This window comes from Streptomyces sp. 2131.1, assembly GCF_900105515.1.
Lineage (GTDB): Bacteria > Actinomycetota > Actinomycetes > Streptomycetales > Streptomycetaceae > Streptomyces > Streptomyces drozdowiczii.
The window spans coordinates 6,664,237-6,680,304 of the sequence record NZ_FNSY01000001.1; the positions used below are offsets into that span (position 1 = coordinate 6,664,237).

At 71.9% G+C, this 16,068-nt stretch carries 16 protein-coding genes; 10 read left to right on the plus strand and 6 right to left on the minus strand.

From position 1 onward, the window contains the following. Nucleotides 1–26 precede the first annotated feature (26 nt). The 3 genes from BLW14_RS29600 to BLW14_RS29610 all read left to right on the plus strand — a co-directional run bounded on the left by BLW14_RS29600 (nucleotide 27) and on the right by BLW14_RS29610 (nucleotide 2,608). Complete coding sequence (locus tag BLW14_RS29600) at nucleotides 27–704, plus strand: TetR family transcriptional regulator (protein ID WP_093710886.1); 678 nt, start codon at nucleotides 27–29, stop codon at nucleotides 702–704. Further along, a complete protein-coding gene (locus BLW14_RS29605) occupies nucleotides 701–1,471 on the plus strand; it encodes an SDR family NAD(P)-dependent oxidoreductase (protein ID WP_093710181.1) in 771 nt (256 codons plus the stop codon). The genes BLW14_RS29600 and BLW14_RS29605 overlap by 4 nt, the downstream gene beginning before the upstream one ends. Before the next feature lie 96 nt (nucleotides 1,472–1,567). Further along, on the plus strand, nucleotides 1,568–2,608 hold the full coding sequence (locus BLW14_RS29610; protein WP_093710182.1) for an NAD(P)-dependent alcohol dehydrogenase: 1,041 nt from the start codon (nucleotides 1,568–1,570) through the stop codon (nucleotides 2,606–2,608). Nucleotides 2,609–2,647: 39 nt separating this feature from the next. On the opposite strand, the gene BLW14_RS29615 is transcribed toward BLW14_RS29610, so the two are convergent. The 4 genes from BLW14_RS29615 to dhaK are packed head-to-tail and all read right to left on the minus strand — an operon-like array spanning nucleotide 2,648 to nucleotide 5,205. Next, on the minus strand, nucleotides 2,648–3,139 hold the full coding sequence (locus tag BLW14_RS29615; protein WP_093710183.1) for an NUDIX hydrolase: 492 nt from the start codon (nucleotides 3,137–3,139) through the stop codon (nucleotides 2,648–2,650). A 28-nt stretch (nucleotides 3,140–3,167) separates the two neighbouring features. Then, a complete protein-coding gene (locus tag BLW14_RS29620) occupies nucleotides 3,168–3,578 on the minus strand; it encodes a PTS-dependent dihydroxyacetone kinase phosphotransferase subunit DhaM (RefSeq protein ID WP_093710184.1) in 411 nt (136 codons plus the stop codon). Next, nucleotides 3,575–4,189, minus strand: coding sequence for a dihydroxyacetone kinase subunit DhaL (gene dhaL / locus BLW14_RS29625; protein ID WP_093710185.1), 615 nt, complete (start codon nucleotides 4,187–4,189; stop codon nucleotides 3,575–3,577). The genes BLW14_RS29620 and dhaL overlap by 4 nt, the downstream gene beginning before the upstream one ends. A 29-nt stretch (nucleotides 4,190–4,218) precedes the next feature. Continuing rightward, complete coding sequence (dhaK, locus tag BLW14_RS29630; protein WP_177154144.1) at nucleotides 4,219–5,205, minus strand: dihydroxyacetone kinase subunit DhaK; 987 nt, start codon at nucleotides 5,203–5,205, stop codon at nucleotides 4,219–4,221. Nucleotides 5,206–5,358: 153 nt separating this feature from the next. Between dhaK and BLW14_RS29635 the strand changes: the two genes are divergently transcribed. Then, a complete protein-coding gene (locus BLW14_RS29635) occupies nucleotides 5,359–5,904 on the plus strand; it encodes a DUF1697 domain-containing protein (RefSeq protein WP_093710187.1) in 546 nt (181 codons plus the stop codon). Between the two features lie 4 nt (nucleotides 5,905–5,908). Here BLW14_RS29635 and BLW14_RS29640 read toward each other — a convergent pair whose 3' ends face one another. Beyond that, nucleotides 5,909–6,304 carry a TOBE domain-containing protein gene (locus tag BLW14_RS29640; protein ID WP_093710188.1) on the minus strand — a complete coding sequence of 132 codons (396 nt, stop codon included), beginning with the start codon at nucleotides 6,302–6,304 and terminating at the stop codon, nucleotides 5,909–5,911. A gap of 99 nt (nucleotides 6,305–6,403) precedes the next feature. Between BLW14_RS29640 and BLW14_RS29645 the strand changes: the two genes are divergently transcribed. The 6 genes from BLW14_RS29645 to BLW14_RS29670 all read left to right on the plus strand — a co-directional run bounded on the left by BLW14_RS29645 (nucleotide 6,404) and on the right by BLW14_RS29670 (nucleotide 15,034). Further along, nucleotides 6,404–7,909, plus strand: a complete 1,506-nt coding sequence (locus BLW14_RS29645; RefSeq protein ID WP_093710189.1) for an MFS transporter — start codon at nucleotides 6,404–6,406, stop codon at nucleotides 7,907–7,909. A 10-nt stretch (nucleotides 7,910–7,919) separates the two neighbouring features. Beyond that, entirely contained in the window at nucleotides 7,920–8,945 is a 1,026-nt protein-coding gene (locus BLW14_RS29650; RefSeq protein WP_093710190.1) for a glutathione S-transferase family protein, read from the plus strand. Between the two features lie 100 nt (nucleotides 8,946–9,045). Further along, nucleotides 9,046–11,265, plus strand: a complete 2,220-nt coding sequence (locus BLW14_RS29655; RefSeq protein WP_093710191.1) for an NADP-dependent isocitrate dehydrogenase — start codon at nucleotides 9,046–9,048, stop codon at nucleotides 11,263–11,265. Between the two features lie 178 nt (nucleotides 11,266–11,443). Continuing rightward, nucleotides 11,444–13,174, plus strand: a complete 1,731-nt coding sequence (gene ctaD / locus BLW14_RS29660) for an aa3-type cytochrome oxidase subunit I (RefSeq protein ID WP_093710192.1) — start codon at nucleotides 11,444–11,446, stop codon at nucleotides 13,172–13,174. Then, nucleotides 13,171–13,539 carry a hypothetical protein gene (locus BLW14_RS29665; protein ID WP_093710193.1) on the plus strand — a complete coding sequence of 123 codons (369 nt, stop codon included), beginning with the start codon at nucleotides 13,171–13,173 and terminating at the stop codon, nucleotides 13,537–13,539. Before ctaD ends, BLW14_RS29665 begins: the two co-directional genes overlap by 4 nt. A gap of 133 nt (nucleotides 13,540–13,672) precedes the next feature. Further along, nucleotides 13,673–15,034, plus strand: coding sequence for an NAD(P)/FAD-dependent oxidoreductase (locus tag BLW14_RS29670; protein WP_093710194.1), 1,362 nt, complete (start codon nucleotides 13,673–13,675; stop codon nucleotides 15,032–15,034). A 34-nt stretch (nucleotides 15,035–15,068) separates the two neighbouring features. Here BLW14_RS29670 and meaB read toward each other — a convergent pair whose 3' ends face one another. After that, a complete protein-coding gene (meaB, locus tag BLW14_RS29675; RefSeq protein ID WP_093710195.1) occupies nucleotides 15,069–16,067 on the minus strand; it encodes a methylmalonyl Co-A mutase-associated GTPase MeaB in 999 nt (332 codons plus the stop codon). Between the last annotated feature and the right edge of the window lies 1 nt (nucleotide 16,068).

The window sequence follows — 16,068 nt, forward strand, 5'->3', positions numbered from 1 at the left end:
ACATTTTCGGGTGTACGGTGAAGAACATGCAAGCGGAACAGAAGCTTCCGGAAAGGCGGAGCCGCAAGGCCCGCCGGACCAGGGACGCACTGGCCGGGGCCGCGTTCGAGCTCGTGCTCGACCGGGGGCTCCGGGAGGTCACGGTCGAGGAGATCGCGGAACGCGCCGACGTCGACCGCCGCACCTTCAGCCGGTACTTCGCGAGCAAGGAGGACGCCGTCCTGGACTCGGTCCGGGGCGACGGGGACCGGATCAACGACGCCCTGCGCGCCCGCCCGGCCGACGAGCCCCCGCTCACCGCCTACCACCGCGCCGTCCAGGACTGGCTCGACGACCCCGGGACGCCGGCCTGGCACCGCCGCCCGTGGATCTACGAGCTGCTCGTCCTCGCCGAACGGGAGCCGACCCTCTACGCCGCGTTCCACCACATCCGGGTGGACGCCCAGGCGGACTCGGTCGCCGTTGTCGCGGAACGGCTCGGCACCGACCCCCTCACCGACCTGCGGCCCGCCGTCACGGTCGCCGCAGGGGCCGGCGCCCTCCTCGCCGCCCAGGCCGCCTGGGTCCGCGGCGACCGCCCCGACGAGCTGCCCCGGCTCGTCGAGCGAGCCTTCGACGCCCTGTCCGGAGAGCTGTTCACCCGGCCACCGGCACCGGCGCCGCACAGCACCACCAGCACCACGGAAGGAAACGGCACACCATGAGCACCACCACCCCCACCGACCAGGAGTTCGCCGGCCGCACCGCCCTCGTCACCGGAGGGGCCTCCGGCATCGGACTGGCCCTCGCCCACCGGCTCGCCGGCGCCGGTGCCTCGGTCGTCGTCGCCGACTACAACGAGGCGAGCGCCCGCGAGGCGGCCGCAGCACTGGAGAGCGCCGGAGGCAGGGCCGCCGCCGTCGCCATGGACGTCACCGACCCAGCGTCCGTCGAGGCGGGCGTGCGGTTCGCCGTCGACACCTTCGGCGCCCTGCACCTCGCGGTGAACAACGCCGGCATCGGCGGCCCCAGCAGCCCGACCGGCGAGTACCCCGTCGAGGACTGGGACCGGGTCGTCGCCACCAACCTCAGCGGCGTCTTCTACTCGATGCGCTACGAACTGCCCGCCATCCTCGCCGCGGGCGGCGGCGCGATCGTCAACATGTCCTCGATCCTGGGCACCAACGGCTTCGCCGGTTCGCCGGCCTACGTCGCCGCCAAGCACGGCGTCGTCGGCCTCACCAAGACCGCCGCCCTGGAGTACGCGGCGCAGAACGTCCGGATCAACGCGGTGGGCCCCGGCTTCATCGACACCCCGCTGCTGCGCAACACGGAGGGCCCGGCCCGCGACCACCTGATATCGCTGCACCCCGCGGGCCGCCTCGGCACCTCCGAGGAGGTCGCGGAGCTCGCAGCGTTCCTGCTCTCCGACCGCGCCTCGTTCATCCACGGCAGCTACCACCTCGTGGACGGCGGCTACTCCGCCTCCTGAACCCGGAGGGCACGGGGGAGGGGACACGGAGGACAACGGGGGCGCGGGGGGCATCGGGGGGTCAGCACACCAGCCAGAGAGGTCAAGGAGGACCCCATGAAGGCAGTCCAGTACCGCGAGATAGGCGCCGCACCCGAGGTCGTCACCGTCCCCGACCCGGAACCGGGCCCCGGACAGGTGCTGCTGAAGGTCACGGCGGCCGGCGTCTGCCACTCCGACATCGCCGTGATGAGCTGGCCCGCGGACCAGTTCCCGTACCCGCTGCCGCTCACCCTCGGCCACGAGGGCGTCGGCACGATCGCCGCGCTCGGTGACGGCGTCACCGGCCTGGAGACCGGCCAGTCCGTCGCCGTCTACGGCCCCTGGGGCTGCGGCACCTGCATCAAGTGCGCCGAGGGCAAGGAGAACTACTGCCTGCGCGCCGCGGAGCTGGGCATCAACCCGCCCGGCCTCGGCTCACCCGGCGCCATGGCCGAGTACATGATCGTCGACGACCCGCGCCACCTGGTGCCCATCGGCGACCTCGACCCGGTGAGGACCGTGCCGCTCACCGACGCCGGCCTCACCCCGTACCACGCCATCAAGCGCTCCCTGCCGAAGCTGGTGCCCGGGGCCACCGTCGTCGTCATCGGTACCGGCGGCCTCGGCCACGTGGCCATCCAGCTGCTCCGCGCCCTGACGTCCGCCCGCGTCATCGCCCTCGACGTCACGGAGGAGAAGCTCGCCCTCGCCCGCACGGTCGGTGCCCACCAGGCCGTCCTGTCGGACGAGCACGCGGCGGACCGCATCCGCGAACTGACGGGCGGCATCGGCGCCCAGGTCGTCCTGGACTTCGTCGGGGCCCCGCCGACCGTCGCCACGGCGGGCGCGGCCGCCGCCATCGACTCGGACGTCACCATCGTCGGCATCGGCGGGGGAACGCTGCCCGTCGGCTTCGGCGTCCTGCCGTTCAACACGACGGTCACCGCCCCGTACTGGGGCTCGCGCTCCGAACTGGCCGAGGTGCTCGACCTGGCCCACGCCGGCGCGGTGGACGTCCACGTCGAGACGTACACGCTGGACGAGGCACCGCTGGCCTACGAGCGCCTGCACGCCGGCAAGATCACCGGCCGGGCGGTCATCCTCCCGCAGAGCTGACCCGACGGCCGCACCACGGGGGGAGGGCGGGCGCCGATGTCAGGCCCCGCCCTCCGCCAGGTGCTCGCGCAGCCGGTCCAGGAAGACCCGCTGCCCCTTGACCAGCCTCCCGGCCGCCACTTCCGGCGTACACCACGCGAACCGGTCCATCTCCGGGAACTCGCGCAGCGCCCCGGACCCGCGCGGCCACTCCATCGTGAACGTGCCGGGCACCGCCCCCGCCGGGTCGATGTCCGCCTCCACGGCCCACACGGTCACCGTCTTCCCACTGGGCTGCCGGGCCTCCCCGAGCTCCACCCACGCACCGTCCGGCGCCGGGTGCCCGAACTCCTCCTCGAACTCCCGGCGCGCCGCCGCCCCCGGCTCCTCGTCGGGCGCGTACTCACCCTTGGGGACCGACCACGCGGCCTCCTCGCGGCCCGTCCAGAACGGGCCGCCCATATGGCCGATGAACACTTCGAGCCCGCCGCCGTCGCCCGTGCGGAACAGCAGGAGGCCGGCGCTGCGGCGGGCGTTCTTCTTGGCCGTCATACCGCCAAGTGTGCGCGGCGCCCGCCGCCTACGCCTTGCGGTAGTCGTACGCCTCCGAGGCCGCCGCCTGCACCGCGTCGAGGTCGCCGCCCGCCGACGCCGTGACCACGGCGGCCACCGCACCCTCGACGAACGGGGCGTCCACCAGCCTCGCCCCGGCGGGGAGTTCGTCCCCCTCGGCGAGCATCGCCTTGACCGTGAGCACCGCGGACCCGAGGTCCACGAGCACCGCCACCCCCGCCCCGGCGTCCACCGACCGGGCGGCCTCCGCGATCAGCTCCGTACTCGTCCCGAGCCCGCCCGCCAGGGTGCCGCCCGCCGCGGCCACCGGCGCCGTCGCACCGCCCGCCGCCAGCCCCCGGGCCAGTTCCGCCACGGAGTCGGCCACCGGCCCGCTGTGCGAGACCAGCACGATGCCCACCTGCGCGTCCCTGCTCACGCCTCGCCCCCGGCTGTCTCAGCGGTGTCCGCCAGCGCGGCGATCAGGAGCGCGGCCGACGTGGCCCCCGGGTCCTGGTGCCCGACGCTGCGCTCGCCCAGGTAGCTCGCCCGCCCCTTGCGCGCCCGGAGCGGCACCGTGGCCTCCGCCCCGGCGCGCGCCGCGTCCCGGCCCGCCGCGAAGGAGGTTCCGAGCGCGTCGACGGCGGGCAGCAGCGCGTCGAGCATCGTCTTGTCACCGGCCTGCGCCCCGCCCAGCTGCGACACCGCGGCGACGCCCTCGCCGAGCGCCCGCGCCAGGTCGGCTCGGGACACGGCGGGGGCGCCACCCAGTGCCTTGCCCGTACGCCGCAGCAGCGTCCCGTACAACGGTCCGGAGGCCCCGCCCACGGTCGAGATCAGCTGCCGTCCGGCCAGCGACAGCACGGCTCCCGGGGTCTGCGGCGGTTCCTTCGCCAGGGCCGCGGAGACCGCGGCGAACCCGCGCCGGAGGTTGCTGCCGTGATCGGCGTCCCCGATCGCGGAGTCCAGCTCGGTCAGATGCTCCGCGTCGCGGTCGACGAGACCGGCGGCCGCGATCATCCAGCGGTGGAAGAAATCGGCGTCGAGCACATGCTCTCCTTCGCTCCGTCGCGTACGGATCAGCGGCCCCAGCGCAGCGCCGGCGTCTCGACCGGCGCGTCCCAGAGCCGCACCAGCTCCTCGTCCGCCCGGCACAGCGTCACCGAGCAGCCCGCCATGTCCAGCGACGTCACATAGTTGCCCACGAGCGTACGAGCCACCACCACACCCCGCTCGCGCAGCACCCGGTGCACCTCGGCGCCGAAGCCGTACAGCTCCAGCAACGGGGTCCCGCCCATGCCGTTGACCAGCGCGAGCACCGGGCCGCCCGGGCGCAGGTCGTCCAGGACGGCGTTCACGGCGAAGTCCGCGATCTCCCGCGAGGTCATCATGGCGCGCCGCTCACGGCCGGGTTCCCCGTGGATGCCGATGCCCAGTTCCAGCTCACCGGCGGGCAGGTCGAAGGTGGGGGAGCCCTTCGCGGGAGTGGTGACGGAGCTGAGGGCCACGCCGAAGCTGCGCGAGGATTCGTTCACCCGGCGGGCGATCGCGGCGACCCGGTCCAGCGGGGCGCCCTCGTCGGCCGCCGCGCCCGCGATCTTCTCGACGAACAGTGTGGCCCCCGTGCCCCGGCGCCCGGCCGTGTAGAGGCTGTCGGTCACCGCGACGTCGTCGTCGACGAGGACCTGCTCGATCCGCAGCCCCTCCTCGTCGGCGAGCTCGGCGGCCATCTCGAAGTTGAGGACGTCACCGGTGTAGTTCTTGACGACGAACAGCACGCCCTCGCCGCTGTCCACGGCGGCCGCGGCCCGCACCATCTGGTCCGGCACCGGCGACGTGAACACCTCGCCCGGACACGCCGCCGACAGCATCCCGGGCCCGACGAACCCGGCATGCAGCGGTTCGTGCCCCGACCCGCCGCCGGAGACCAGGGCCACCTTCCCGGCCACCGGCGCGTCCCGGCGCACGACGACCCGGTTCTCCACATCCACGGTCAGCTCGGGATGGGACGCGGCCATCCCGCGCAACGCGTCGGCCACCACGGTTTCGGGGACGTTGATCAGCATGCGCAACGGAATCTCCCAGGAGAGCTGTCGGACCCGGACGGCGTGAACCGTTCCCACCGTAGGCCGTGATCACGCCGCTGCGAAGACGGCGGGGCTACGCTGTCGGCGTCCGCCGCGCCCCGCGCTCCCTCCAGGATGAACAGGTGACCGGATTTGCTGTACATCGCGCTCCTCCGGGGGCTGAACGTGCCGGGCCGCTCCGTGAAGATGGAGCGCCTGCGGGGGCTGTTCACGGAGCTGGGTCTCGCCTCGGTGCGCAGCTACATCCAGAGCGGCAACGTCTTCTTCGAGTCCGACGAGACCGACCGGCAGGCCCTCGCCGCCCGCATCGGCGGCCACCTCGCGCAGGCGCTCGGCTACGACGTCGCGGTGTGCCTGCGTACGGTCCCGGAGCTGGAGGCGCTGATCGCGCTCGACCCGTTCAAGGACGTCACCGTCACCGACGACATCCGCTGCTGCGTCGTGTTCACCACAAAGCGCGTGGATCCGGACCTGGCGCTGCCGATGCTCTCCCCGAAGAAGGACATGGAGATCATCGGCACCACCGACTACGACGCGTTCGTCGTCTGGCACCTGATCAACGGCAAGGCCCCCGCCGCCAAGGGTTTCCAGGAAGGCATCCTGGGGCGGGACGCCACGACCCGCTTCTTCCACACCGTCGTGAAGATCCTCGCCGCCGCCCGGAAGGGTCTGGACTGACCGGTCAGGAGCGGTCGATGTGCACGCTGGTCGACTTCACGCGGGCGGTGGCCTGCACGCCGACCTCAAGGCCCAGCTCCTCGACGGCCTCCCGCGTCAGCAGGGACACCAGCCGGTGCGGTCCTGCCTGGATCTCGACCTGCGCGGCCACATCACCGAGCTTCACGGCGGTGACGATGCCCGCGAACGCGTTGCGCGCGGAGGTGTACGACGCCTCCTCGTCGCCCGCGCCGTTCTGCGCGACCTCCACCGAGAACGCCGCCAGGTCGCGGCCGGCGATGAGGCGGCGGCCGCCCTCGTCGCGGTGGGTCGCGACCCGCCCCGCGTCGGCCCAGCGCCGGGCGGTGTCGGGGCTGACGCCGAGGAGCCGGGCCGCCTGCCCGATCGTGTAGGACTGCATGCGCCGTACCCTAACCGGCTGGTCCACCCGCCCCGTCCCGCACGGCCGGGTGGACCAGCCGGGATGAGGAATCACAGCGCGCGTCCTAGGGTGCCAACCATGGCAGACAGCGCGGCGGACCGGGGCTCTGCGGGGCAGGACGCGGACCCGGGGTCCGGGCACGGCACGCCCGACCCGCGACGGTGGCGGGCGCTCGCCGTCTGCCTGGTCGCGGGCTTCATGACCCTCCTCGACGTCTCGATCGTCAACGTCGCGCTGCCCTCCATCAAGGAGGGGCTGCACACCCCGGAGTCCGACCTCCAATGGGTCCTGTCCGGTTACGCCCTGGCCTTCGGCCTCTTCCTCATCCCGGCCGGACGGCTCGGCGACGCGCGCGGCCGGCGCGCCGTGTTCATGGCGGGGCTCACTCTCTTCACCCTGGCGTCCGCGGCCTGCGGAGCCGCCCAGTCGAGCCTCTGGCTGGTGATCGCCCGACTGGTCCAGGGGCTGGCCGGCGGCATGGTCTCCCCGCAGATCTCCGCCCTCATCCAGCAGATGTTCCAGGGCCGGGAACGCGGCCGGGCCTTCGGCATGTTCGGCACCGTGGTCGGCATCTCCACCGCCGTCGGCCCGCTGCTCGGCGGCCTGCTGATCCAGGCCGCCGGGGCGGACGAGGGCTGGCGCTGGGTCTTCTACGTCAACCTGCCGCTCGGCCTCGTCTGCCTGCTGCTGGCCCGCCGGCTGCTCCCCGACACCCCGTCCGCCGGTCCGGTCCGGCTGCGGGACCTCGACCCGCTGGGCGTGCTGCTGCTAGGCACCGGGGTCCTGGCCCTGCTGCTGCCCTTCGTCCAGTCCCGCCAGTGGCCCGGCAACGACAAGTGGCTGCTGCTGATCCTGGCCGTGGCGCTGCTCGTCGCCTTCGTCGGCTGGGAGGCGCGGTGCGGCCGGCGCGGCACCCAGCCGGTCGTCGACCTGCGGCTGTTCAAGGTGCGCTCGTACTGGCTGGGCTGCCTGCTGATCCTGCTGTACTTCGCGGGCTTCACCTCGATCTTCTTCATCACCACGCTGTACCTCCAGAGCGGCCTGCACTACACGGCCCTCCAGGCGGGCCTGGCGATCACCCCGTTCGCCCTGGGCTCCGCCGTCGCCGCGAGCCCCGGCGGCCGGCTCGTCGGCCGCTTCGGCCGCCCCCTCGTCGTCGTCGGACTGGCCGCCGTGGCCATCGGGCTCGGGGCCACCGCGCTCGCCGTCCACCTCGTGCCGGGCCGGGGCGCCGGCTGGGCGATGGCGGCCCCGCTGCTGTTCGCCGGGCTCGGCAGCGGCCTGGTCATCGCGCCCAACCAGACCCTGACCCTCTCCGAGGTGCCGGTGGCCACCGCGGGCAGCGCGGGCGGCACCCTGCAGACCGGGCAGCGCGTCGGCTCCGCCATCGGGATCGCCGCCGTCGGCGCCGTGTTCTTCGCCCAGGTCGGCGGCGACGGCTGGTCCGACGCGTACGACCACGGGCTCGTCGTGTCCGTCGCCTTCGTCGTCGGCGCCCTGCTCGTCGCACTCGCGGACGTGGGCGGCGGCCGACGGGGCAGACGCCGTACACGGCACGCCTCACCTCCCGCAGCCGCCTCGTAAGGAGAACGCGATGAACGACTCCGCCGGCACCGACGGCAACAGCTCGTACGGCCACAAGCCCTTCAAGCGCTCCCGCAGCCACTTCGCGGACCGGATCACCGCCGACGGCCGCGACGGCTGGCCCGTGGAGGCGGACCGCTACCGGCTCGTCGTCAGCCGCGCCTGCCCCTGGGCCAGCCGCTCCCTGGTCTCCCGCAGGCTGCTCGGCCTGGAGGACGCCCTCTCGCTCGCCGTCACCGACCCGCTCCAGGACGACCGCAGCTGGCGGTTCACGCTCGACCCGGACGGCCGCGACCCGGTGCTCGGCATCCGGTATCTGAGCGAGGCGTACGACGCCAGGGAGCACGACTACCCGGGCGGCGTCAGCGTCCCGGCGATCGTCGACGTACCCAGCGGCAAGCTGGTCACCAACGACTACCAGCAGATCACCCTGGACCTCGCCACCGAGTGGACCGCCCTGCACCGCCCCGGCGCTCCCGACCTCTACCCCGAGCCGCTGCGCGCGGAGATCGACGAGGTCATGGAGGGCATCTACCGGGACGTGAACAACGGCGTCTACCGGGCCGGATTCGCGGACGGCCAGGACACCTACGAGGAGGCGTACGAGGCGCTCTTCCGCCGCCTGGAGCAGATGTCCGAGCGGCTCGCGGACCGGCGCTACCTCGTCGGGGACACCATCACCGAGGCCGACATCCGGTTCTTCACCACCCTGGTGCGCTTCGACGCCGTCTACCACGGCCACTTCAAGTGCAACCGCCGGAAACTGTCCGAGGACCCGGTGCTGTGGGCGTACGTCAGGGACCTCTACCAGACCCCCGGATTCGGGGACACGGTCGACTTCCACCACATCAAGCAGCACTACTACCGGGTGCACACCGGCATCAACCCCACCGGAATCGTGCCCGCCGGCCCCGATCTCTCCGGCTGGCTGACCCCGCACCACCGCGAACAGCTCGGCGGGCGCCCCTTCGGCGACGGAACCCCGCCCGGGCCGGTGCCGGCGGGGGAGGAGATCCCGCCGGAGGGCCGCCCGTAGGACGGGTTCAGGCCGGTGTGGGCAGGGCCCTGTCGAGACGGCGCCGCTCACGAGATATCTTGATGTCAAGCAATGTTGCAGACGTGGAGCGGAGCACAGGGTGACTGACTCGACCATCATCTATACACACACCGACGAGGCCCCGGCCCTGGCGACGTATTCGTTCCTGCCCGTGATCGAGGCGTACGCCTCAAAGGCCGGGGTCACCGTCGAGAGCCGGGACATCTCCCTCGCGGGCCGGATCATCGCCGGCTTCCCCGAGCGCCTCCGCGAGGACCAGCGCATCGACGACGCTCTCGCCGAGCTCGGCGAGCTGGCCACCACCCCCGGGGCCAACATCATCAAGCTTCCGAACATCTCGGCCTCGATCCCGCAGCTGAAGGCCGCGATCGCCGAGCTCCAGGCCCAGGGCTACGCCCTGCCGGACTACCCGGACGACCCGAAGACCGACGAGGACAAGGACGTCCGCGCCCGTTACGACAAGGTCAAGGGCAGCGCCGTCAACCCGGTCCTGCGCGAGGGCAACTCGGACCGCCGCGCCCCCGCGTCGGTCAAGAACTACGCCAAGACCCACCCGCACCGCATGGGTGCCTGGACCGCCGACTCGAAGACCAACGTCGCCACCATGGGCGTCGACGACTTCCGGTCCACCGAGAAGTCCGCGGTCATCGCCGAGGCCGGCACCCTGCGCATCGAGCTCGCCGGGGACGACGGCACCACCACCGTCCTGCGCGAGTCCGTACCCGTCCTCGCGGGCGAGGTCGTCGACGCCTCCGTCATGCGCGTCGCCGCCCTGCGTGAGTTCATCACCGCCCAGATCGCCCGCGCCAAGGCCGAGGGCGTCCTGTTCTCCGTGCACCTCAAGGCCACGATGATGAAGGTCTCCGACCCGATCATCTTCGGCCACGTCGTGCGCGCCTTCTTCCCGAAGACCTTCGCCGAGCACGGTGACGCGCTCGCCGCGGCCGGCCTGACCCCGAACGACGGTCTGGGCGGCATCCTCAAGGGCCTGGAGGCCCTGCCCGAGGGCGCGAAGATCAAGGAGTCCTTCGAGGCCGAGCTGGCCGAGGGCCCCGCCCTCGCCATGGTCGACTCCGACAAGGGCATCACCAACCTGCACGTCCCGAGCGACGTCATCGTAGACGCCTCCATGCCGGCCATGATCCGCACCTCCGGCCACATGTGGGGCCCGGACGGCAACGAGGCCGACACCATCGCCGTCCTCCCGGACAGCAGCTACGCCGGTGTCTACCAGGTCGTCATCGACGACTGCCGCGCCAATGGCGCCTTCGACCCGGCCACGATGGGCTCGGTGCCCAACGTCGGCCTCATGGCTCAGAAGGCCGAGGAGTACGGCAGCCACGACAAGACCTTCGAGATCCCCGCCACCGGCACCGTCCGCGTCGTGGACGCCGCCGGCAACGCCGTGCTGGAGCAGGCCGTCGGCGCCGGCGACATCTTCCGCATGTGCCAGACCAAGGACCTGCCGATCCAGGACTGGGTCAAGCTCGCCGTCACCCGCGCCCGCGCGACCGGCAACCCCGCCGTCTTCTGGCTCGACGCGGACCGCGCGCACGACGCGCAGCTCATCGAGAAGGTGAAGACCTACCTCGCCGAGCACGACACCGAGGGCCTCCAGATCGAGATCATGACCCCGCAGGAGGCCACCGCCTTCTCGCTGGAGCGCATCCGCCGGGGCGAGGACACCATCTCCGTCACCGGCAACGTGCTCCGTGACTACCTGACGGACCTCTTCCCGATCCTGGAGCTCGGCACCAGCGCGAAGATGCTCTCCGTCGTCCCGCTGATGAACGGCGGCGGCCTCTTCGAGACGGGCGCCGGCGGCTCCGCCCCCAAGCACGTGCAGCAGCTCGTCAAGGAGGACTACCTGCGCTGGGACAGCCTGGGTGAGTTCCTCGCCCTCGCCGTCAGCTTCGAGCACCTCGCGCAGACCACGGGCAACGCCCGCGCCCAGGTCCTCGCCGACACGCTGGACCGCGCCACGGCCACGTTCCTCAACGAGGACAAGTCGCCCAGCCGCCGCCTCGGTGGCATCGACAACCGCGGCAGCCACTTCTACCTGTCCCTGTACTGGGCCCAGGAGCTGGCACAGCAGACCTCCGACGCCGAGCTCGCCGCCGCGTTCGCCCCGCTCGCCAAGACGCTGGCCGAGCAGGAGCAGACCATCGTCGACGAGCTGATCGCGGTCCAGGGCAAGCCGGCCGACATCGGCGGCTACTACCAGCCCGACCCGGCCAAGGCCGCGGCCGTCATGCGTCCGTCCGCGACGTTCAACCAGGCGATCGCGAGCCTCGCCTGACCCGACGCGCACCCGACGCCCCGGCCGGCCCCCGCCGCGCCGGGGCGTCCCCGTGTCGTGTCCCCAACCCCCTGACGGGTGAATGTCGCGCCCCGGCGGGTGCCGGGCCGCGCCCCGGGACCGCATCGCTGGTTTGCTGCATCCGGTAACACGGATGCACAAGCGAAGGAGCGGCCCCGTGACGACGACGGGCACAGCAGGTACGGCGGAGGACGAGGAGTCGTACTCCAACGAACTACCGGTGCGCAGCAGGGAGCCCGGCAACGTCGTCATCAAGTGGGCGACCACCACCGACCACAAGACGATCGGCACGCTCTACCTGGTCACCTCGTTCGCGTTCTTCCTCGGCGGCGGTCTGCTCGCGCTCTTCATGCGCGCCGAACTGGCCAGGCCCGGCATCCAGATCATGTCGAACGAGCAGTACAACCAGGCGTTCACGATGCACGGCACGATCATGCTGCTGATGTTCGCGACGCCGCTGTTCGCCGGATTCACGAACTGGATCATGCCGTTGCAGATCGGCGCGCCCGACGTGGCGTTCCCCCGCCTGAACATGTTCGCGTACTGGCTCTACCTCTTCGGCTCGCTCATCGCGGTGGCCGGCTTCCTCACCCCGAACGGTGCCGCCGACTTCGGCTGGTTCGCCTACTCCCCGCTGACCGACGTGGTCCGCTCGCCCGGGGTCGGCGGTGACCTGTGGATCATGGGCCTGGCCTTCTCCGGCTTCGGCACGATCCTCGGTTCGGTCAACTTCGTCACCACGATCATCTGCATGCGCGCGCCCGGCATGACGATGTTCCGCATGCCGATCTTCGTCTGGAACGTCCTGCTGACCGCCGTGCTGGTGCTGCTGGCGTTCCCGGTGCTCGCCGGGGCGCTCCTGGCGCTGGAGGCGGACCGCAAGTTCGGTGCCCACGTCTTCGACGCGGCCAACGGGGGAGCGTTGCTCTGGCAACACCTCTTCTGGTTCTTCGGGCACCCGGAGGTGTACATCATCGCCCTGCCGTTCTTCGGCATCGTCTCCGAGATCATCCCGGTTTTCAGCCGCAAGCCGATCTTCGGCTACATCGGCCTGGTCGCTGCGACGACCGCCATCGCCGGCCTCTCGATCACGGTGTGGGCGCACCACATGTACGTCACCGGCGGGGTGCTGCTGCCGTTCTTCTCGTTCATGACGTTCCTCATCGCCGTGCCCACCGGGGTGAAGTTCTTCAACTGGATCGGCACGATGTGGAAGGGCTCGTTGTCCTTCGAGACACCGATGCTCTGGTCCGTGGGCTTCCTCGTCACCTTCCTCTTCGGCGGTCTGACCGGCGTCATCCTGGCTTCCCCGCCGCTCGACTTCCACGTCTCGGACTCGTACTTCGTGGTCGCGCACTTCCACTACGTCGTCTTCGGCACCGTGGTGTTCGCGATGTTCGCCGGGTTCCACTTCTGGTGGCCGAAGTTCACCGGGAAGATGCTGGACGAGCGGCTCGGCAAGATCACCTTCTGGACGCTGTTCGTGGGCTTCCACGGCACGTTCCTGGTGCAGCACTGGCTGGGCGCGGAGGGCATGCCGCGGCGTTACGCGGACTACCTCGCGTCGGACGGCTTCACCGCGCTGAACACCATCTCGTCGATCTCCTCGTTCCTGCTGGGCCTGTCGATGCTGCCCTTCCTGTACAACGTGTGGAAGACAGCCAAGTACGGCAAGCAGATCGAGGTCGACGACCCGTGGGGCTTCGGCCGTTCGCTGGAGTGGGCGACCTCCTGCCCGCCGCCGCGGCACAACTTCGTCACCCTGCCCCGTATCCGCTCCGAGTCCCCGGCGTTCGACCTGCACCACCCCGCCGTACGGCAGCTGGAGGAGGCCGCCACCCGGCCGCACACCTCCGTCACCGTGGCGCCCGGGGACAAGCAGGCGTGAGCGGCGAGGAGAGGCGGGCGGCGGCCGACCCGGACGCCGAGAGCGCCCGGGGGCTGGCCCAGGTGGAGGGCTACCTGTTGTGGAACGCCGAGGTCGAGCAGGCACGCAGGCTCGCCCGCCGCTTCACCGAACAGCTGCCCTGGCTCACGACCGCCCAGCGCGAGGACGTGGAACGCGTCTACACCGCGGAGCGGACCGCCGAATCACGGGTGGTGCTGGCGCGGATCTCCGCCCGTGCCCTGCAGTTGCGCGGTGAGTACACCGCGCGCTACCGCAGGCTCCGCGCCCGCTGCGTCGCCGCCGCCCTGGTCTGCGCGGGCGCGGCGGGCGGCGCCTGCGGCGTGGTCGGCTACCTGGCCCGTTGAGCCGGTCCGGTCGTCCGTTCTGCCGTCCCAGCAGGCGAACTTGCCGCCCGGTCGTGAAGATGAGAGGTGACGGGCGCGTGTGACGGGGCAGGCGAACGGACGACCGTGCAGACCCCCAGAAGGGACGATCACTGTGGCACGACCCAGGATTCTCGTAGTCGGAGCCGGTTTCGCCGGGGTCGAGTGCGTACGCCGTCTGGAGCGGGGGCTGCGGCCCGGTGAAGCGGACATCGCGCTCGTCGCCCCGTTCTCGTACCAGCTCTACCTGCCCCTGCTGCCTCAGGTGGCCTCCGGGGTGCTGACCCCGCAGTCCGTCGCGCTGTCCCTGCGCCGGAGCAGCCGCCACCGCACCCGCATCATCCCCGGCGGCGCCATCGGTGTGGACCCCGCGGCGAAGATCTGCGTGGTCCGCAAGATCACCGACGAGATCGTGAACGAGCCGTACGACTACCTCGTCCTCAGCCCCGGCAGCGTCACCCGGACCTTCGACATCCCCGGGCTCCTCGACCACGCCCGCGGCATGAAGACGCTGGCCGAGGCCGCCTACGTACGCGACCACGTGATCGCGCAGCTCGACCTCGCGGACGCCAGCGACGACGAGGAGGAGCGCGCCTCGCGGCTCCAGTTCGTCGTGGTCGGCGGCGGCTACGCCGGCACCGAGACCGCGGCCTGCCTCCAGCGCCTCACCACGAACGCGCTGCGGCACTACCCCCGCCTCGACCCGAAGCTCATCAAGTGGCACCTGATCGACATCGCACCCAAGCTCATGCCCGAGCTCGGCGACAAGCTCGGGGCCAGCGCCCTCAAGGTGCTGCGCGACCGCGGGATCGAGGTGTCGCTCGGCGTGTCGATCGCCGAGGCGGGGCCCGACACCGTGAAGTTCACCGACGGCCGGGTGCTGCCCTGCCGGACGCTGATCTGGACCGCCGGGGTCGCCGCCAGCCCCCTGGTGGGCACCTTCGACGCGGAGACCGTCAAGGGCCGGCTCGCCGTGACGCCCGAGATGGTACTGCCGGGACAGGAAAGGATCTTCGCGCTCGGCGACGTGGCCGCCGTGCCCGACCTGGCCAAGGGCGGGGGCGCGGTGTGCCCGCCCACCGCCCAGCACGCGCAGCGCCAGGGCCGCAAGCTCGCCGACAACCTCCTGGCCAAGCTCCGCAACCAGCCGTTGCAGCCCTACGTCCACAAGGACCTCGGGCTCGTCGTGGACCTCGGCGGCAAGGACGCCGTGTCCAAGCCCCTCGGCATCGAGCTGCACGGCATCGGCGCCCAGGCCGTGGCCCGCGGATACCACTGGTCGGCGCTGCGCACCAACGTGGCCAAGGCGCGTGTCATGGCGAACTGGCTGATCAATGCCACCGCAGGCGACGACTTCGTACGTACCGGCTTCCAGATGCGCAAGCCGGCGACGCTGCGGGACTTCGAGTACACCGACAGCTATATGACACCGGAGCAGGTCCGCAAGCACACCGAGGCCCTGCACGCCCGGATGTGACCCGGGCGCGGGGCCCGGGTCACGCCCGGCGGACTCAGTCCGCCGGGCCGGGCCCCCGGAACGCGGCGAGGATCTCCTCGGCGGCCAGCGTCGCCGGCAGCGTCCCCTCGCGTACCCGCCGCTCCAGGTCCGGCGCCAGCGCCCGCACCCCGGCGTGGGCGCGCAGACTCTCCAGCAGCTCGTCGCGCACCATCGTCCAGGTCCAGTCGACCTGCTGCTCGGCCCGCTTGGCGGCGAGCCTGCCCGTCGACTCCAGGAGCGACCGGTGCTGTTCCAGCCGCTCCCACAGCGTGTCGAGGCCGGTCGACTCGCGGGCGCTGCACGTCAGCACCGGAGGGGTCCACGCCGCGTCCGCCGGGTGCATCAGCCGCAGCGCGCCCGCCAGTTCACGGGCGGCGGCGCGCGCGTCCCGCTCGTGCGGGCCGTCCGCCTTGTTGACGGCGATGGCGTCCGCGAGTTCCAGGACGCCCTTCTTGATGCCCTGCAACTGGTCACCCGTACGCGCCAGGGTCAGCAGCAGGAACGTGTCGACCATGTTGGCGACCGCGGTCTCCGACTGGCCGACCCCGACGGTCTCCACCAGGACCACGTCGTAGCCCGCCGCCTCCATCACCACGACGGACTCGCGGGTCGCCTTCGCCACCCCGCCCAGCGTGCCGGCGGTGGGGGAGGGGCGCACGAAGGCGTCCGGGTCCACCGCCAGCCGCTCCATCCGGGTCTTGTCGCCCAGGATGGAGCCGCCCGTACGGCTGGACGACGGGTCGACCGCCAGCACGGCGACCCGGTGCCCGAGCCCCGTGAGCATGGTGCCGAGCGCGTCGATGAACGTCGACTTGCCGACCCCGGGCACCCCGCTGATGCCGACGCGCCGGGCGTGGCCCGAGTGCGGCAGCAGCCGGCGCAGCAACTCCTGCGCCAGCGCCCGGTGGTCGGGGCGGGTGGACTCGACGAGGGTGATGGCGCGCGCGATGTGCGCGCGCTTCCCGTCGAGGACGCCCTTCACATAACTGTCGAGATCGATCCTCGGGGCCATG

What these genes read in the sequence shown, in the direction of transcription:
- BLW14_RS29615 (WP_093710183.1), bottom strand. Translation starts at nt 3,139, where the DNA reads ATGACGGCCAAGAAGAACGCCCGCCGCAGCGCCGGCCTCCTGCTGTTC.
- BLW14_RS29605 (WP_093710181.1), top strand. Translation starts at nt 701, where the DNA reads ATGAGCACCACCACCCCCACCGACCAGGAGTTCGCCGGCCGCACCGCC.
- BLW14_RS29600 (WP_093710886.1), top strand. Translation starts at nt 27, where the DNA reads ATGCAAGCGGAACAGAAGCTTCCGGAAAGGCGGAGCCGCAAGGCCCGC.
- BLW14_RS29645 (WP_093710189.1), top strand. Translation starts at nt 6,404, where the DNA reads ATGGCAGACAGCGCGGCGGACCGGGGCTCTGCGGGGCAGGACGCGGAC.
- BLW14_RS29640 (WP_093710188.1), bottom strand. Translation starts at nt 6,304, where the DNA reads ATGCAGTCCTACACGATCGGGCAGGCGGCCCGGCTCCTCGGCGTCAGC.
- BLW14_RS29650 (WP_093710190.1), top strand. Translation starts at nt 7,920, where the DNA reads ATGAACGACTCCGCCGGCACCGACGGCAACAGCTCGTACGGCCACAAG.
- meaB (WP_093710195.1), bottom strand. Translation starts at nt 16,067, where the DNA reads ATGGCCCCGAGGATCGATCTCGACAGTTATGTGAAGGGCGTCCTCGAC.
- dhaK (WP_177154144.1), bottom strand. Translation starts at nt 5,205, where the DNA reads ATGCTGATCAACGTCCCCGAAACCGTGGTGGCCGACGCGTTGCGCGGG.
- BLW14_RS29610 (WP_093710182.1), top strand. Translation starts at nt 1,568, where the DNA reads ATGAAGGCAGTCCAGTACCGCGAGATAGGCGCCGCACCCGAGGTCGTC.